The organism is Nostoc sp. ATCC 53789, assembly GCF_009873495.1.
In the GTDB taxonomy this organism is placed as follows: Bacteria; Cyanobacteriota; Cyanobacteriia; order Cyanobacteriales; family Nostocaceae; genus Nostoc; species Nostoc muscorum_A.
In genome coordinates this window covers 4185845-4200947 of record NZ_CP046703.1, presented here as the reverse complement: position 1 = coordinate 4200947, position 15103 = coordinate 4185845, and the positions used below count along the sequence as shown (strand labels likewise).

Sequence of the window (15103 nt, the reverse complement as noted above, 5' to 3'; positions counted from 1 at the left end):
ACTTTTGGTACGCTAGACCTAGAACCTGACCTAAAAATAATTTTTCTCTAGTTGCATAAACCTACAATATTTAACTGATTAGTATTTAACAATAAATCAGCGAACCTGGATTAATTTTTTCGCTAAAAACTATCAATTTTTGCCCTATTTAAGGAGTAGATAAACTTGTGATTATTGTAATGAAACCCTTCACCCCATCTGCGGAAATAGAACAAGTAAATGAAGAAATTCGTCGCCATGAACTTACACCAGAAATCTGTGTAGGTCATCATAAAGTAGTAATCGGTTTGGTGGGAGATACCTCAGAACTTGATCCACGCCAGATTCAAAATTTGAACCCTTTTATAGAGCAAGTAATTAGGATTAAAAAGCCTTTCAAACGAGCTTCTTTAGAATTTCGTTACGGAGAACATAGTGAGGTTGTAGTACCAACACCTAATGGGCCTATAACTTTTGGGCAAAACCATCCTGTAGTTGTAGTTGCAGGCCCTTGCTCGGTAGAAAACGAAGAAATGATCGTCGAGACAGCCCAAGCGGTGAAAGAATGCGGTGTACAATTTTTACGTGGTGGAGCATATAAACCCCGTACATCACCTTATGCTTTCCAAGGTCATGGTGAGAGCGCTCTTGCTTTGTTAGCAAAAGCTAAAGAAGCTACAGGTTTAGGAATCATTACAGAAATCATGGATACAGATGACTTAGACAAGCTCATCGAAGTAGCAGATGTGTTGCAAATTGGGGCCCGAAATATGCAGAATTTTTCACTTCTCAAAAAACTAGGAGCTACCACTAAGCCAGTGCTACTGAAGCGGGGACTGTCAGCCACTATCGAAGATTGGTTGATGTCAGCAGAGTATATTTTAGCCGGAGGTAATCCAAACGTTATACTATGTGAGCGAGGAATTCGCACCTTTGACCGACAGTTTACAAGAAACACGCTTGATATATCTGCAATTCCAGTTTTGCGAACCCTGACCCACTTACCTATCATGATTGATCCTAGTCATGCCACAGGTAAGTCCGAATTTGTGCCAACTATGACAATGGCATCAATAGCTGCTGGTGCAGATTCCTTGATGATTGAAGTTCACCCCAATCCAGCTAAAGCACTTTCAGATGGACCTCAATCACTGACATTGGAAGGATTTAAAGAATTAATGCACGAAATAACTGCCCTAAGTAAATTCTTTGGTCGTTCGTCTCACAACAATAGTAAAAATCTAAAGCCAAAAGCTATCTCATTGGTGAGCTATTAAACATATTCATCTCCATCTAAAGTTAGTCGTGGTTTAGGACTTCCTTAAATCTTTAGCTGTCCTGTTGCTAATAAAAAAATTGAACTCTCAAGCCCTAGTAGAATCCTTAGTAGCTTTCATTGATGTCAACTTAGCAAAAAGAAAGCACTAGACATAAAGTTGGGGAGCAAAGATAGCAAGACAATGAGTTGTCAAAATGGCTACTTTCACACCAAAAAATAGGGAATTTAGACCGAAGAAAACAAATACAGGTGCCAGCTTCAGCAATAGAAAAAATAGAAGCAGAAATCTAAGTATTGGCACTACTAAGAGGTTGTTTGAAAAGTGTTTTGTTGTGCCTTTAGGCACTTTTATATCCCCCCTTAAAAAAGGAGGAACCGGAATCTAAATCTCCCTTTTTAAGGGAGATTTAGAGGGATATAAAACTTTATGTTCTTGCGGTGCAAAGGTTATAAAAAATCTGCATCACAATCTTGTCTTGAAGTTGGATTTTAGCCTTTGTTACCAGTTCCACAAACATAGAGAATCAGGTTTAAAACTATTTCGCCTAGTCTTTCGGCAAGGCTTGCACGAACTTCTTCCTACGTTAAACTGCGTAATTTTTCATAATTACTAAAAGTTACCAAGAGCCAAAATTATTTGCACAATGACAGATGTAAACCAATGCTTTTCAAAATCATTCAAACCTATAAACCTAATTTTTTATTATTACAGCTTTAAAAACTATGTCTACTGTATCTAAGTTAACACAATTAAAAAAAGGTCTAGAAACAAGCGAAGTTCAGAAAGGGATGAAACTTATAGGATTACAGATTACAGAATTGGAACTAGATCAACTTGCATTTGGCAATACTATTTCGCTAGAAAACAGAAGATTAGGTGAAATCGGTTCAATATTTATACTAGCAGAAGCTCTTTCGGCAGTGAATTCAGTTCAAACAAATATTACTTTTCAAGACTTACCACAAACGCTTAAAGAGTTTTCTTGCTGTTACGGAGGAGTTACAATCTACTGTTGGAATTCTGACTTAATCGGAAAGTGTTGTCTGACCCTAACTTTGCTAGATGGCAAGCCGGCAATTAGAGTTTCATCTCAAAACTTATAGCTTACCATTTCGTAAGGATTCAGGTCTAAACATTTCTCTTATTAGGTGAAGGGGTTGCCAGCGTAGCTTGCCACTGTAGGTATTGCCTCCTCTCTCCACGCACCTATCCTATAAATTAACACTAGGATTTAGTGAATCGCGATCGCTCTATTATAGGGCAGTTAAGGCATCGCGCGGTGGTGGATTAAAAGCAAAGAAATGCACGTACCTCATCTAATTAGTGGGTTAAATGCCTGTCTCTTATGGAATGAGATAGTGACTGTCTGGCATCACCTTCAAAAAAATCCTACGCTCTCCTGTTTGATGAGATTGAAAAGCTTATTTAAACAAGGTTTCAATACCTATTAGGGATTGTATGCTTCGAGTTTGTTGGCAATCTCACGGGCTATTTTATTAATTTCGTAGGTCATAATTTTTAAAACAATGGTAATTACCCATTATTTATAATTCCAGTTTTTTAGGAAACAAACTGATAAAATTATTTTTTCAACTGAAAAAACATGAGGTTCGGTTCCCAAAATGGGGGGGGTCATAGGGAAATCATGGGGTTGAAATTCAAAAAATGGTGGGAGTCAATGGATATGGGTTGGGCATATTAAAAAACCCTGTAAACACCTCACACGTGGTTGCAGGGCTTAGGTGTAGTGAGATGTGCTGTTTTTCGGACTTTTAGATTGTAGAAAAGGATTTGAAACCGATTAAACAACTACAGGGGGATATCTGGATAATCCTAGGGGATAGTTCGAGACGGCACTAAAATGTGTTTATACTTACATAAATACTTAACAGTCATATCTACCTAAAGGAACTATGAGAACTTTTAAAAATATGAGATATTCTAGTTCGAGAACAAAACAAATTTTACTTCCCCTGCATACTACACTAATTGCAGGGGAACTTTATTTTTAACAAGCAGAAACAATAGGGTTAAAATGTCACCGTATTGCCTGACTTCTTATCCTTCCAACTATTGTCCATGTCCAGCAGAGAATTTAAAATTCTTGATGGCATAGTCGGGAAGCTTGGAACAGCAAAAGATTAAGGTATGGAGATGCGATTGGGGGAAAGTGCGATCGCGTTTAGAAGACATGAGTTTCTCGTAATAATTTCAGTATTTTTACTGTATTACAAAAAACATTTTGAATTTTTCCTTGGAAAGCGTGTTTTTATTTTTTCACTAACTTCAGGTTATCAGGTGTCAAATCATTGTAGGCTGTGGATCGCAGGGTCAACAGTCTGCTAATGAAAATCAATCGGCACTTAGCGCCAAAGTTCTAACGCAGTCAGAGATACAGCTAATTTTCAGTCATAGCTTGGACAATAACTGCGATCGCAACGAGAACACCGCAGGCATCGCAGACTAACTATTTAGCATTGAGCCAAGATGGAGGTATTTCTTAATTGATAGTTATTCATAATAACTTCTGAGTGGCGCGACTATCAACGAGAGAATGTCGAATAAGCATTTGATATGTCTTATAACCTACAGAAAAAACGAAAACTTATCAAAATTCTCAGGTTTTGATGTTAAGAAAAATACTTGACAAACATCTTCTAAAAACGATCCGATCTTTTTGTATTTGAAAGTCTCTTAAACAATCCTAGACGCTGTTTGATTAGCAAACCAATAAAAGTATAATTACCAAATAGATAACGCTTCCATAAGCGGGAGGGTTCAACTAGAAGCCGAAATAACCATTCAAAACCTGCTTTTTGCATCCAAACTGGTGCTCTTGTCACCATATTGCTAACCAACTCAAAGCTGACCCCAATACCTACAGAAATTGGCACACCTAAATACAAATAATTGGCAGCTATCCATTTTTCTTGTTTAGGTGCTCCCAAACCTACAAATAGAATATGGGGAGCCGCCTCTATAATTGTTGAGTTGATTGAATTTAATTCTGTTAGCTGAGACTCAAACCCGTAGGGAGGACAGTAAGTCCCAACAATCTGCAAACTTGGATGTCTAGCAACAAGAGTTTTTTTCGCTTTTTCGGCAGAACCAGGGCGACCTCCTAATAAAAATACCTTTAATCCTTTTTCAGAAGCAATGGCGCAGAGTTTCTCGAACAAATCTGTACCATTCACTCTACCGGAAAGGGGAGTTTGTAAAAACTTAGCCGCCCACAGCAGTGACACCCCGTCTGGCACTACTAAAAAAGCCTTGCGATAAATCTCTTGAAAATCGACATCCTTCTGTAAGGTAACAATATGCATGGCATTAGGAGTAACGACATATTCTGGTTTCCTCTGGGAGAGCGCATGGTTAATGATTTGTTCCACAACTTCATCAAAACTATATTTGTCAATTTCGACTCCACAAATATTAATTCTCATTAATACCTAAAGTTAATTAAATTGTGATAATGAGTTATAGATATCGGCTAAACGAATGGAGCAATTTTTAATATCTAAAGGTTCGACATTTTTCCTAGCATTACTGCCCAAAAAAAGTCGTAAATTCTCATTTTCAATCAACAATTCCATCGCTGAGGATAACTGTTTGATGTTTCCTGGGGTAACTAGCAGACCATTTTGATTTGAAATCACTAGTTCAGAAATCCCTCCAACAGGGGTTGCAATCACGGGTAAACTCCAACCCATAGCTTCTAAAATCGCCAGAGGCAGACCCTCGTTGTAAGAAGGCAAAATAAACACATCTGCTTGTGACAAAACTTCATCCCGTTTTTCGGAATTAATCCAACCCAGAAAAGTTACCTGGTCTGAAAGGTTGAGACTAGCAGCCAACTGCTGCGCTTTTTCAATTTCACCATCTCCTGCCAGAATTAGCTGAGTATATTTTTTTTGATGATTTGGCAGGTTAGCAAATGCCTTAATTAAATCAAATGTCCCCTTGCGTTGACCAACTCGCCCACAACAGACCAAACTTATTTGAGTCCGATTTTTTCGTTCAGGAACCTCTGTAGGTAATTCGCATGGGTTAGGCAAGACAATAACTTGCTTCGGATTTAAACCTAGATTTAACACATAGTAATCTTGCCAACTTTCTGAAAGAACAACAAACCCTTGGCAGTGCTGAAATACTTTACTTAAAACTTGCTGTACTATTTGAGGAAGTTTAGCGTAAGTTAGATGAAATTCGGCACCATGAGTGTGCATCAAGACGGGCTTATCAAAGAGAAAGGCAATAACACAGCAAATCGCTTTTCGGAAAATGCTACCACCATCGGAAATTTGAATGTGTACAATATCTATTTCTTGACTTGATAATTTCCATAAAAATGTAGTTAGAGCTTTGGCGAAAACAATTAATCTGTAGGCAATTGAGCCTTCATCATGGGTGCTTATATGTTGTATTTTGAACTGAGGAAGATTATGCTTAATTATCAGTTTTTCAACCGTTGCTATTCCTCCATTTTGTTCTAAACTAGGCCCTAGCATTAATACCTGTATTTGCTTCATAAGCGTTAACCTCTGCGTTCTTTTTAAAGAATAATTAAAGTCTCAAACTAACGCCCTGGTTTGTGGGTTTAGTATAGTAGAGAGTAATCCTATTTTTTTTTAACTCAAGTTTTAGGATAAGATATCATATTGACAGAGGTATTACAAAGCTGTGACAAAAATCTGACTATGGATATTCTAAAGAATCTAAATTTGTGAGGATAAATCATCCTCCTTAGGGCGTAACTCCTAAATATTTCCGTTTCGATTTCCCTGCGATATTAAAGTTGATAAAACATGCTGTTTTTGTATATTTAATGCCTGGCAACAAGAAGGAGACTCCGGGAGCTAAACCTGAATCTCACAATTGGAGCCAAATTTCGGCTTCTATTTCTATAAATGCATCCTTTTTTATACGTAAACAAAAGCTTAAATGAAACTAATTGGGTAAATCTAGCGAGCATATCATAAGGGGCAAAATAGACTGAAAGTATTGCTGTATATGCTTTTAAGTTATCAGTGTCTATTGAATTGTCTAGACATAGTTCGCGCTCATCTGCCCAAAGTTGCCACAAGGGGGGAAACGAAAAGATAAGAAGGTTTTTAGCCATATCCTTTCATATTACAAACTCAGATTTTGTACTACTTGCCCTCATGACACGCTTGCTAGATTTATCCCATGTAAGTACTGTTTGTAATACTCAAGCTTCATATATTAGATATTTAATCGTATTTCGCCTAGATTAATGTCGGGTTATGTGGGTTCTCCGACAAGCTGCGAGGCGATTCGATTACTTTGCTAAAACCAATAGCGAGAATCTTCCAAGAATCCTTACAGCTAAATCCTGATTAATGGAAAACAACAATTTTCTTGGTACGTTTAGTAAACTGCTTTTCCATCCACCACGATTCTGAAGTTCCAAGCAAGGACACGTATAGAAATAATCCAATACTTCGTACCCTGTATCTTTTAGGGTTGCTAGTGCAGTTTCCTTAGTAAAATAATGGATATGCCCATACAAAAGCCTATCTTTCAATATAGGAGAACTGCGTAAAACAGTTTGCACTGACAAATCTAGAGGAATATGGAATAATTTGTATTTTCCCTTCTCTTTTAGTTTCCGTAAGAAACCAAAATATTCCTCTACGTGTTCAAATACATCAATTGCCATCACCAAATCAAATATTGCTTCTTTTTCATTCAGCAAATCCTTCAAAAAAAAATGAAGTTTTTTATTGCTTTTACTATTACATATTTCAAATGCATTAGGGGATATTTCATATCCATAAAAGCTTGTTTTATCACTAAATTCAGTTTGCAGAGAATTCAATATTTCACCAGCACCACATCCAATTTCACATATTGTTAATGGATTCAGATTATTTCTCTTAATTATCTTGGCTATCTGCTTGGCTTTCCACGGCGAATCTTCTTCATGCCAGGTTGGGTGATTTTGAAGGTATGTACCATCTTCATAAATAGTATTCATAGCTTTGTATTGCCATAGACAACATTTATTTAGGACTCATATCTGATTTATGAACAAGATTTCAGATAAAACCCTGATAAAACGGGCTTTTCAGTCTCAGTATGTTTTCAGAAATCAAATTGGAGTCTTATTACAACGAACTTCTAGCACAGAAAAACTATCAAATCACAGTTAGTAATAAAAATTCAAGTACCATGATGTTAGGAATATACAAAACAGGGCTGAACCCTCTATACAAGAGGATCTCTTTATATAAGAGGGTTTATATAGTCCTTGCTTGACCATCCCTTCCTGGTTAGCTCCAATGTTAGTAAGCGATTTGGTCGAAATTTTGATCAGCGCCGACATAGGGCAAGACAAGTTTTTAGCCAAGCTAAAGGAAGAACAGCAACAAATGAACAACTTATTTATCAATGGCTAGAAGTGCCATAACTTTACTTTCATATATATTCAATCTGGTAGTTGCCCCAAGTGTCCCTGAATATTAATATCTGCCATTGTCAGCGCATCAATGGGGGAGTCACACAAGAATACTCTCTCGATTTTCGAGTCTGCCTCTCCACCCAATTTCAGGTGAAACCACCCCTTCGAGCGATGGTCTCCGACCGACCGGAGGTCATCGCTATTTTCGGGATACTCCGTACAACGATTGTCAAGGCGTGCCGTATCCCGCCTGAACCCCAAAAATATCTAAACTGAACGGATTAGTTAAGTACACGATTGGGCTATTACGTGTAATCAGAACCTCAAATTACTCTCAAGTCATCTCAATACCGCGATCGCCTGCTCCAAAAAGTTAATGTCGCGCCCAAGTGGGGGGCAGCATTGGCTAAACCTTTTGCAATTGCTGCCAGCAACAAGAACACCGCACCGAAAAGTATATCGCGTCGTTTCCGCCTTTCCTGAACTTTTCAAGACGATTATCTGCAACTATAATTGGCATTGAGCCGAGATAGCTGGCTGTACATCCGAGAATTAAGGTTGGAAACTATTATCCTGCTTATGTTTGATAATTTGTTACTTTTTTGTATATGACATTGTTATACGCAACGAAAAATTAAAAAACCCAGTTTTTTGAAAAACCGGGTTTCTTATACTCTGCGCCAATTTAAAATTACTGACTGCTTATTATAGTGATTTCCGACGACGAGAAATTACCATGCCACTAGCAGCTAGACCTAAACCAAGTAAAGTAGCTGGTTCTGGAACTGCTTGAGGAGCTGGATTACTACTGATATTAGAAACGAATAATGAAGCATGAGATAGAGCTTTTCCTGCATTTCCACTACCATTTAAATCAACACCAATGGTATTGAAAACTCCTGCCAAACCATGAGACCAATCATAATCTTTGAATAGATAGGCACTGTAATTAGTGCTGCTCTTCAGACTTACTACAAAGGTGTTACTAGTTAAGGGCTGAGAAAGACTCCAACTGCCAATATTAGTACCGTTAGCTGCTGTAAACAGAGAGTTTGCTTGATCAGATTTAGCAAGTAGTGTCCAATCAGCATTACCCACAGAACTGGCAAATAGTCCACCATCCAAGAGAGTTTCTAAAGGATTACCTGCACCTGTATCATTACCAGAAAACGCGCCTGCACAAGCTGTGGCATTTACTCCTCCAAGAGAGATGTTGCTGGTACTGCATACAGCTGCCTGTGCTGGTGCAGCGACGAATGTACCACTGATTCCGGTAGCTAGTAAAACTGAAGCTGATAAATGGAGAAATTTGCTTTTCACTTTTGATGCTGCCTGAAATTTCAAGAATAAAATTGTATTTTAGAGAAATGTTTATATCAATCCATAAATGTATTCACGACAGGAATTATATGTCTACTTTGTATATGGCATTAATAGACATTTGTGATACAAAGTAGGCATACAAAATATCTTATGGAATTTGTATAAACTTTTGCTCCATAGTATGAGCTTATGTCTATCACTATACAAATGTCTCTATTTTTGTGTAAGTTTTATCAAACTTTTAATAATTAATTACCTATATATTTTTATAAATAAGTTGGCTAACTTTGCGTAAAATCTACCTATCTTTTCAAAGACTATGACAATATGTCATCTGTATAATGTTGGTTATTTCTAAGTATTTTCTCTCGTGAAATCATAATTTATAGTGACTCAAAAAACCGTGAATATACCAATACTACTCGGTTAAGTAAAATGGGGAGAAAAATAAAGAAAATGGAGCAACCTAATTTGGAAGTGCTTTCGATTAAGCGCAGTCACGACAGTAGCGATGGCCAGTTACTGCACTTTTTACGAGAGCGTGAGCGTACTATGTCGGGCAGAGGTCTGACTAAAATTGTTTTGAGTACTTTAAGAATGTGCTGGGGGGTCTTTTGTCCTGAAGCGTCGGGTTAATAAATACGTACAAGGGTAATTGCTGGATATCGCTATAAAGGAACTTGGGTGGCTAAATGTTGGATTTCAAAATTAGACTTGAGTCTAGATCAATGTTATGTAGATATAATTATAAAATTTGGTAAAAGATGCCTAAATACCAAAGATAAAGGATTTGCTAAATTAATGTAGGAAGTGAGAGATGAGCGATCGCACTTTTCGGCGACACAACGCAGGTAGATCAAATTTTACAAATCCATCGCTTGTCTCATCAACTATTCCCACATTGGCAAATGCGACACGCGGTTTTGGTTTACCAACAAATAATACTCCACTCGAAACAGTCACTGAGGTAGCGGGCGACCTTCAAGAAGCTCAGTCTGCTGAAGAACAATCATTAGAACCAGAATCTATCAAAGAAAAGCCTCTTGTTCACGACATTAGTCGCATCTCTTTGCGTCGTCCACAGCCGCAACTTACAGTTAGCCAGCCAGGAGACCAGTATGAGCAGGAAGCCGACTCGGTTGCTAACAAAATCATGTGGATGACTAAGCCTGAGCCAAAGATAAATTTGGGTGAGATGGGTTCACAAGATATCATGCAACGAAAATGTGCAGCTTGTGAGCAACAAGAGGAAGTACAAACTAAGCTATCACTACAACGGGCGACTGATGGCAGCGTCCAGAGTGAGAATAACATTGAGAGTCAGTTAAATAGTAGTAAGGGTGGGGGAAGCCCGTTATCTGCCGAAGTGCAAGAGTTTATGGAACCACGCTTTGGTAGTAACTTTAACAATGTGCGAGTACATACTGACTCTAATGCTATGCAGATGAGTCAGTCGTTGGGAGCGCAGGCATTTACTCATGGTAGTGATGTTTACTTTGGTGCAGGGAAATCGCCTGGTAATAACGAGTTGACAGCCCATGAGTTAACCCATGTAGTACAGCAAACAGGCAAGGTACAAAAACAAAGCGATACATCCACAGCACCAGTCCCTCTTGACCAGGCATCTAATGGTATGCCGCCCAAAACAGGTACAACCAAAATTGACCACAAGAATACTACAATTACCGCTTCTGGGAAAAACATCACCGAAGCAATTACAAACTTAACATCACAAGGAAAGGGCGAAGCGGGCAGTGTTACTTGTGCCCCAGAGAAAAGTGTCAAAACTTACCAAGCTGACGATCGGTCTGCTGAAATTATCTATGAAGCAGACGTTCTAGTCACAGAAACTAAGGCAATGCCCGTCTGGACTGAACTTGACAAACAATGCGAACCCGTTAAAACAGAATGGGCAAGGTTTTATAGCGCTCTGGATCAGCACGAAAATGGGCACATTAGTATTGACGAGAAGGCTTTTAAAGATTTACACAAAAAGCTGCTTGGCAAAACAACCTCAGCAGCTGACACAATTTTTAACGATACTTATACTAAAGCTAATACTGATAACAATACTTACGACACCACAACTAAGCACGGGCTGACTCAAGGTACAGGAGTAACCCCGGTACAATGCGGCACAGAAAAAGTTTCTCAAAATGGAGATGAATCAAATGCACAGATAGAAGTTCAAACTAAACAGATAGAGCCGAAAACGCTACAAAAGGATCTAATCTGACTATAGGATTTAGTAATAAAAAAGATGTTTAACAACAGCAATAACTCCCAAGCTAGTATTCTCTACAGACATGGCGACGTTTTAATTAGACACATTGCTAGCTTACCTGTCGGCGCTCAGAAGCGTATAGGTGCTACTCTCGCTCATGGTGAAATTACAGGACATAGCCATCGCATTCAACAATCCCATGCTGTTCAGTTGTGGGTACATGGTAATGAACTTTTTCTAGAGGTTAAAGAACCAAGTGCCACTTTAGTTCATGAAGAACATCGGGCGATTGAATTACCGCAAGGGTTTTACCGCGTTTGGAGACAACGCGAATATCGCCCTGATGCCTATGTGGAGGTAGTAGACTAATGCTCAAGATCATGTCTAATGGACGCGTGCCGAATAAACCAATTAAGCAGCGCCCAAACCAAAGCCACGAGCCTGTATCGGCTGAATATGCTCGAAAACTTATCCTTGAGCATCGCGCCTGGGATGGGATGCGTGTTTTAGGCCATCTGGATTTAAGCGGGGCGTTGGATCTTTACAATCTACCGGAAAATCTCACCTGTGAAAGTCTTGATATCAGCGACTGTGTAAACCTTACAGCCCTTCCCACAGGACTCCACGTTACTTATTGGATCGAGTTAGCCGGAAGTGGGATTACTAGTGTATCTGCGGGACATGGTTTTATCTGGCGCTGGCGAGGCGTGGAAGTGACAGATAAGATTGCCTTTGAATCCCAGTCTCTAACGGGGCAAGATATCCTCAATATAGAGAACGTTGAGTTGCGCCGTGTGCTGATTGAGCGTCTGGGATACGAGACATTTTTGCAGCAAGTGGGAGGATTGATCCGCGATCGCGATCGTGATGCTGGTGGAGAACGTCAACTAGTCTACATCCCTTTTGAAGATGACGAGCCGCTTATGGTCTTAAAAGTCACTTGTCCATCCACAGGACATATTCATATCTTGCGCGTTCCCCCTTATATGCGGAATTGCCATCAAGCAGCTGCTTGGATTGCGGGCTTTAATAACCCAGATGATTATCACCCTGCGATCGAGGCGTAGTTAGCTCTAATTCCTCTTTTCTCTGTGTACTCTGCGCCTCTGCGGTTTAAAAGCAATTTATTGAACCGCAGAGGCACAGAGATCGCAGAGATTTTATGAATTAATTGGTAGTAGTGGGTTGGACAAATCGCTTAATTTCACCACACGCAATATAAGACTTTCCATCAGGTGCTGTTTTGACTTCATCAACAACATAAAGCATCCCTTCCTCACGAACCGATCGCGGAAAACGCATATTCCAATCTGGTTCATAACCGTCGGAAACCACTCTAGCGCGTAGCTTGCTGCCATCTTTGACACACTGAACCAGAATGCCGTCTTTTACAACATCAGTTGTGGGAAGATCGGCAGAACTGGCAGGGCCTTTAGAGGCTTTGCCTGTATAAGCTATATTCGATTGTCTAGGGGCAACGAAGATATCTGCTTCACCGGGTTGAGCAAAACGAGTGATATTGCCACGTACACGGTAGAAAGTGTTTTCACTTGAAAGTTCCAGCCCTTCAACAACGTACCTTGCTCCCTCAGCCCGAATACTCCGGGGAAACTGGACATTCTTGGCTGAATCATAGCCTTCAGATATGACTTTGACCCGTAGTTTACCTCCTTCACGAAGGCAATACAATTCAACACCTGAGCCAACTTCATTGACAACCGGCATTGCGTACACTTCATCACCAGCAGTAACACCGCGCCCCACCAGATCGTTGCGATTACGGTTCATTGTCTGGTAAGACTGATCTCGCAATTCTTTACGTCCAGCATTACCTAGAGCTTTTTGGGCGATTCGACTTGCGAAATACTCAAGTTGATCGATCTCTTCAGCAATTTCAAAATTCTCGTTTAACCCTTTATCCCGCAAATCTTTCACCAGAGTACGCAGGGTTTCTTCCGCTTCCTGGTGTCTGCCATTTTCAGCTAAATCAAGGGCAGTCTCTTTAGCCTTAGCGATGGTGAGGCGGCTCAGTTCAAGAGTGATATGGCTTGTAGAGGCAAAAGCTGCTTCCTCAACAGTGCCAACTTTGGCGATGATATCTGCTGTGCCTGAAACGTTTTGAATGAGGTCATTTTGGATAACGTCAGCGCTGTAATGCAGTTTCATCACAGGTAACTCACCAACTTGAGCACTTGATATCAGCAAACTTAAGCCGAGAAGTTTGTCTTCACCTTCGTAAAGCTCTCCCAAGCTGATAACAGCTTGACCAGCATCATTCTGGCTAACTTTTGCAAGACTTAAAGTATCAACAAGACTGACACCTTCAGCCAACTCAAGTTTCACTGTGAGGTTTTGTCCTACTACTGCTCTGAGACTGTCTAGCTCAATACTAAACACTTCACTTGCTTCATCAATGCTTTGAATGAAATAGAAGTTTCCCCTGGCAGCCCTTGCCATACCAATCAGCAGGTCTTCATTAAAACCCTGAGCAAAACCTAATGTAGTTGTGGTGATACCTTCCTCAGCTTTTTGCCCTGATGTTGCCGTTAGTACCTTGGGGTCTTGAATGCCCATATTGGCGTGACCATCGGTAAGTAAGAGAACACGGTTGATTTTTTGCGGATCGAGTCGCGTTTTGACGTGTTCACAGCCTTTGAGCCATCCCCCCGATAAGTTGGTAATACCGCCTGCTCTCACTTTGCGGATAGAATCTTTCAGTGTGGCTTTGTTAGTTACAGCTTGGGGTGGTACAACGCTGTCTACTTCATCGTCGTAAACAACTACTGAGAGAATGTCATCTGGCTCAAGTTGATCAACCACAGACTCAGCAGCTTTGAGTGCATGATGTAAGGCAGCACCTGCCATAGAGCCGGAACGGTCAATTACAAGAGAAAGGTTAAGGTTCCGTCGGGGAGATTCAGCTATGTCAGGACGAAAACGTAGCAGAATATTAGTCTTTAGTGAAGATCCTGCGGGAAGAATAGACTGGTCAAATTCGTAACTTGTCTTAATCATTTTTTATATCCCTCAATATTGTCTGTGATCAGCTACAAGCTTGATGATGCAAGGATAGAAAGTGCTTTTTTTAGTTTACCCAGAAACCAGTTTATTCAGTGTGTAAATGAACTTTGCTGTAAGATTTTATAGCGGTTCTATGTCGCCAAGGTGAGCAAAGCTCATCGTAGATATCGCTTTTTCGGGAGAAGTTTGCAATCTACTGACTTTTCCTTAGTACTGAAAGGCGATCGCACTGGTCACAATTGCGAGAAACTGAAAGCAGATATATTAGGAGAGGAGAACCTAATGAGCTGGACTAAAGTTCTTGCAGTCGAAGCACTTTCCCCAGGTACGCGAGAAGTGGTGAAAGTTGGCAACCGGAAAATTCTGCTTTTGAATCACGAAAATCAGCTTTATGCTGTAGATAACACCTGCCCTCACTTAAAATTACCTCTGAAAAGTGGCAAAATAAAAGATGGAGCAATTGTTTGTTCTTTCCATCGCAGTGCTTTTGACTTGCGGACTGGTGAAGTACAAGACTGGTGTTCTTGGCCACCTGGTGTAGGCAAGGTACTCTCATTGGTTTCACAACCAAAGGCGTTGCCAGTGTTTCCTCTTCGTGTGGAAGAAGGTAGTATCTGGGTTGATGTACAAGAGGAATAGCACCCTCTCTCGATTTAATACCATTGGACAAACATCAGAAGTTGCCAGTAGGCTACAAAATGTTACCTAAACTTTTTGCAGCACTTTGCCTATTCATTTTTGAGTGACAATAGAAATATCAGAAACGGAGGATTGGCAAAAAACAACCTCCGTTTCTATGGCCTTCTCAATGCCTCAATTAAATCTCAAGAATTCTATTGATCGCTACACTTCATC

13 protein-coding genes are annotated in these 15103 nt (G+C 39.9%); 6 read left to right on the top strand and 7 right to left on the bottom strand.

Annotated elements, in window-relative coordinates:
- Positions 1–167: 167 nt before the first annotated feature.
- Both aroF and GJB62_RS17300 read left to right on the top strand, forming a co-directional pair.
- Complete coding sequence (gene aroF, locus GJB62_RS17305) at positions 168–1256, top strand: 3-deoxy-7-phosphoheptulonate synthase (RefSeq protein WP_114081767.1); 1089 nt, start codon at positions 168–170, stop codon at positions 1254–1256.
- A gap of 725 nt (positions 1257–1981) precedes the next feature.
- Positions 1982–2362: a hypothetical protein gene (locus GJB62_RS17300; RefSeq protein ID WP_114081766.1), complete on the top strand. Its 381-nt coding sequence runs from the start codon at positions 1982–1984 to the stop codon at positions 2360–2362.
- A gap of 967 nt (positions 2363–3329) precedes the next feature.
- Here GJB62_RS17300 and GJB62_RS38035 read toward each other — a convergent pair.
- From GJB62_RS38035 to GJB62_RS17275, 6 genes are all read right to left on the bottom strand, one after another.
- Complete coding sequence (locus tag GJB62_RS38035; RefSeq protein WP_258551440.1) at positions 3330–3452, bottom strand: hypothetical protein; 123 nt, start codon at positions 3450–3452, stop codon at positions 3330–3332.
- Positions 3453–3916: 464 nt separating this feature from the next.
- A complete protein-coding gene (locus GJB62_RS17295) occupies positions 3917–4702 on the bottom strand; it encodes a WecB/TagA/CpsF family glycosyltransferase (RefSeq protein WP_114081765.1) in 786 nt (261 codons plus the stop codon).
- A gap of 12 nt (positions 4703–4714) precedes the next feature.
- Positions 4715–5788: a glycosyltransferase family 4 protein gene (locus tag GJB62_RS17290; protein ID WP_114081764.1), complete on the bottom strand. Its 1074-nt coding sequence runs from the start codon at positions 5786–5788 to the stop codon at positions 4715–4717.
- Between the two features lie 770 nt (positions 5789–6558).
- Positions 6559–7257 (bottom strand): class I SAM-dependent methyltransferase, encoded by a 699-nt coding sequence (locus tag GJB62_RS17285; protein ID WP_114081763.1) that lies wholly within the window; start codon positions 7255–7257, stop codon positions 6559–6561.
- Positions 7258–7707: 450 nt separating this feature from the next.
- Entirely contained in the window at positions 7708–7941 is a 234-nt protein-coding gene (locus GJB62_RS17280) for a hypothetical protein (RefSeq protein WP_147262488.1), read from the bottom strand.
- 444 nt (positions 7942–8385) lie between these two features.
- Positions 8386–9000 (bottom strand): PEP-CTERM sorting domain-containing protein, encoded by a 615-nt coding sequence (locus GJB62_RS17275; protein WP_114081762.1) that lies wholly within the window; start codon positions 8998–9000, stop codon positions 8386–8388.
- A gap of 820 nt (positions 9001–9820) precedes the next feature.
- On the opposite strand from GJB62_RS17275, the gene GJB62_RS17270 reads away from it, so the two are divergent.
- Genes GJB62_RS17270 through GJB62_RS17260 form a run of 3 tightly spaced genes read left to right on the top strand, consistent with a single transcriptional unit; the run spans position 9821 to position 12294 of the window.
- Positions 9821–11239, top strand: coding sequence for a DUF4157 domain-containing protein (locus GJB62_RS17270; RefSeq protein ID WP_114081760.1), 1419 nt, complete (start codon positions 9821–9823; stop codon positions 11237–11239).
- Between the two features lie 24 nt (positions 11240–11263).
- The gene (locus GJB62_RS17265) at positions 11264–11596 is read left to right on the top strand and encodes a hypothetical protein (RefSeq protein WP_114081759.1); all 333 of its coding nucleotides are present in this window, start codon (positions 11264–11266) and stop codon (positions 11594–11596) included.
- Positions 11596–12294 (top strand): DUF6745 domain-containing protein, encoded by a 699-nt coding sequence (locus GJB62_RS17260; protein WP_114081758.1) that lies wholly within the window; start codon positions 11596–11598, stop codon positions 12292–12294. Before GJB62_RS17265 ends, GJB62_RS17260 begins: the two co-directional genes overlap by 1 nt.
- 100 nt (positions 12295–12394) lie before the next feature.
- Here the strand turns inward: GJB62_RS17260 and GJB62_RS17255 are convergent, their stop codons facing one another.
- Positions 12395–14242, bottom strand: coding sequence for a VWA domain-containing protein (locus tag GJB62_RS17255; RefSeq protein WP_114081757.1), 1848 nt, complete (start codon positions 14240–14242; stop codon positions 12395–12397).
- Between the two features lie 288 nt (positions 14243–14530).
- Between GJB62_RS17255 and GJB62_RS17250 the strand changes: the two genes are divergently transcribed.
- Entirely contained in the window at positions 14531–14887 is a 357-nt protein-coding gene (locus GJB62_RS17250; protein ID WP_114081797.1) for a Rieske (2Fe-2S) protein, read from the top strand.
- Positions 14888–15103 lie beyond the last annotated feature (216 nt).

Bases quoted from the DNA above. Each gene is read 5' to 3' on its own strand.
- GJB62_RS17300 (WP_114081766.1), top strand. From the start codon at position 1,982: ATGTCTACTGTATCTAAGTTAACACAATTAAAAAAAGGTCTAGAAACA.
- GJB62_RS38035 (WP_258551440.1), bottom strand. From the start codon at position 3,452: ATGTCTTCTAAACGCGATCGCACTTTCCCCCAATCGCATCTCCATACC.
- GJB62_RS17295 (WP_114081765.1), bottom strand. From the start codon at position 4,702: ATGAGAATTAATATTTGTGGAGTCGAAATTGACAAATATAGTTTTGAT.
- GJB62_RS17290 (WP_114081764.1), bottom strand. From the start codon at position 5,788: ATGAAGCAAATACAGGTATTAATGCTAGGGCCTAGTTTAGAACAAAAT.
- GJB62_RS17285 (WP_114081763.1), bottom strand. From the start codon at position 7,257: ATGAATACTATTTATGAAGATGGTACATACCTTCAAAATCACCCAACC.
- GJB62_RS17270 (WP_114081760.1), top strand. From the start codon at position 9,821: ATGAGCGATCGCACTTTTCGGCGACACAACGCAGGTAGATCAAATTTT.
- GJB62_RS17265 (WP_114081759.1), top strand. From the start codon at position 11,264: ATGTTTAACAACAGCAATAACTCCCAAGCTAGTATTCTCTACAGACAT.
- GJB62_RS17260 (WP_114081758.1), top strand. From the start codon at position 11,596: ATGCTCAAGATCATGTCTAATGGACGCGTGCCGAATAAACCAATTAAG.
- GJB62_RS17255 (WP_114081757.1), bottom strand. From the start codon at position 14,242: ATGATTAAGACAAGTTACGAATTTGACCAGTCTATTCTTCCCGCAGGA.
- GJB62_RS17250 (WP_114081797.1), top strand. From the start codon at position 14,531: ATGAGCTGGACTAAAGTTCTTGCAGTCGAAGCACTTTCCCCAGGTACG.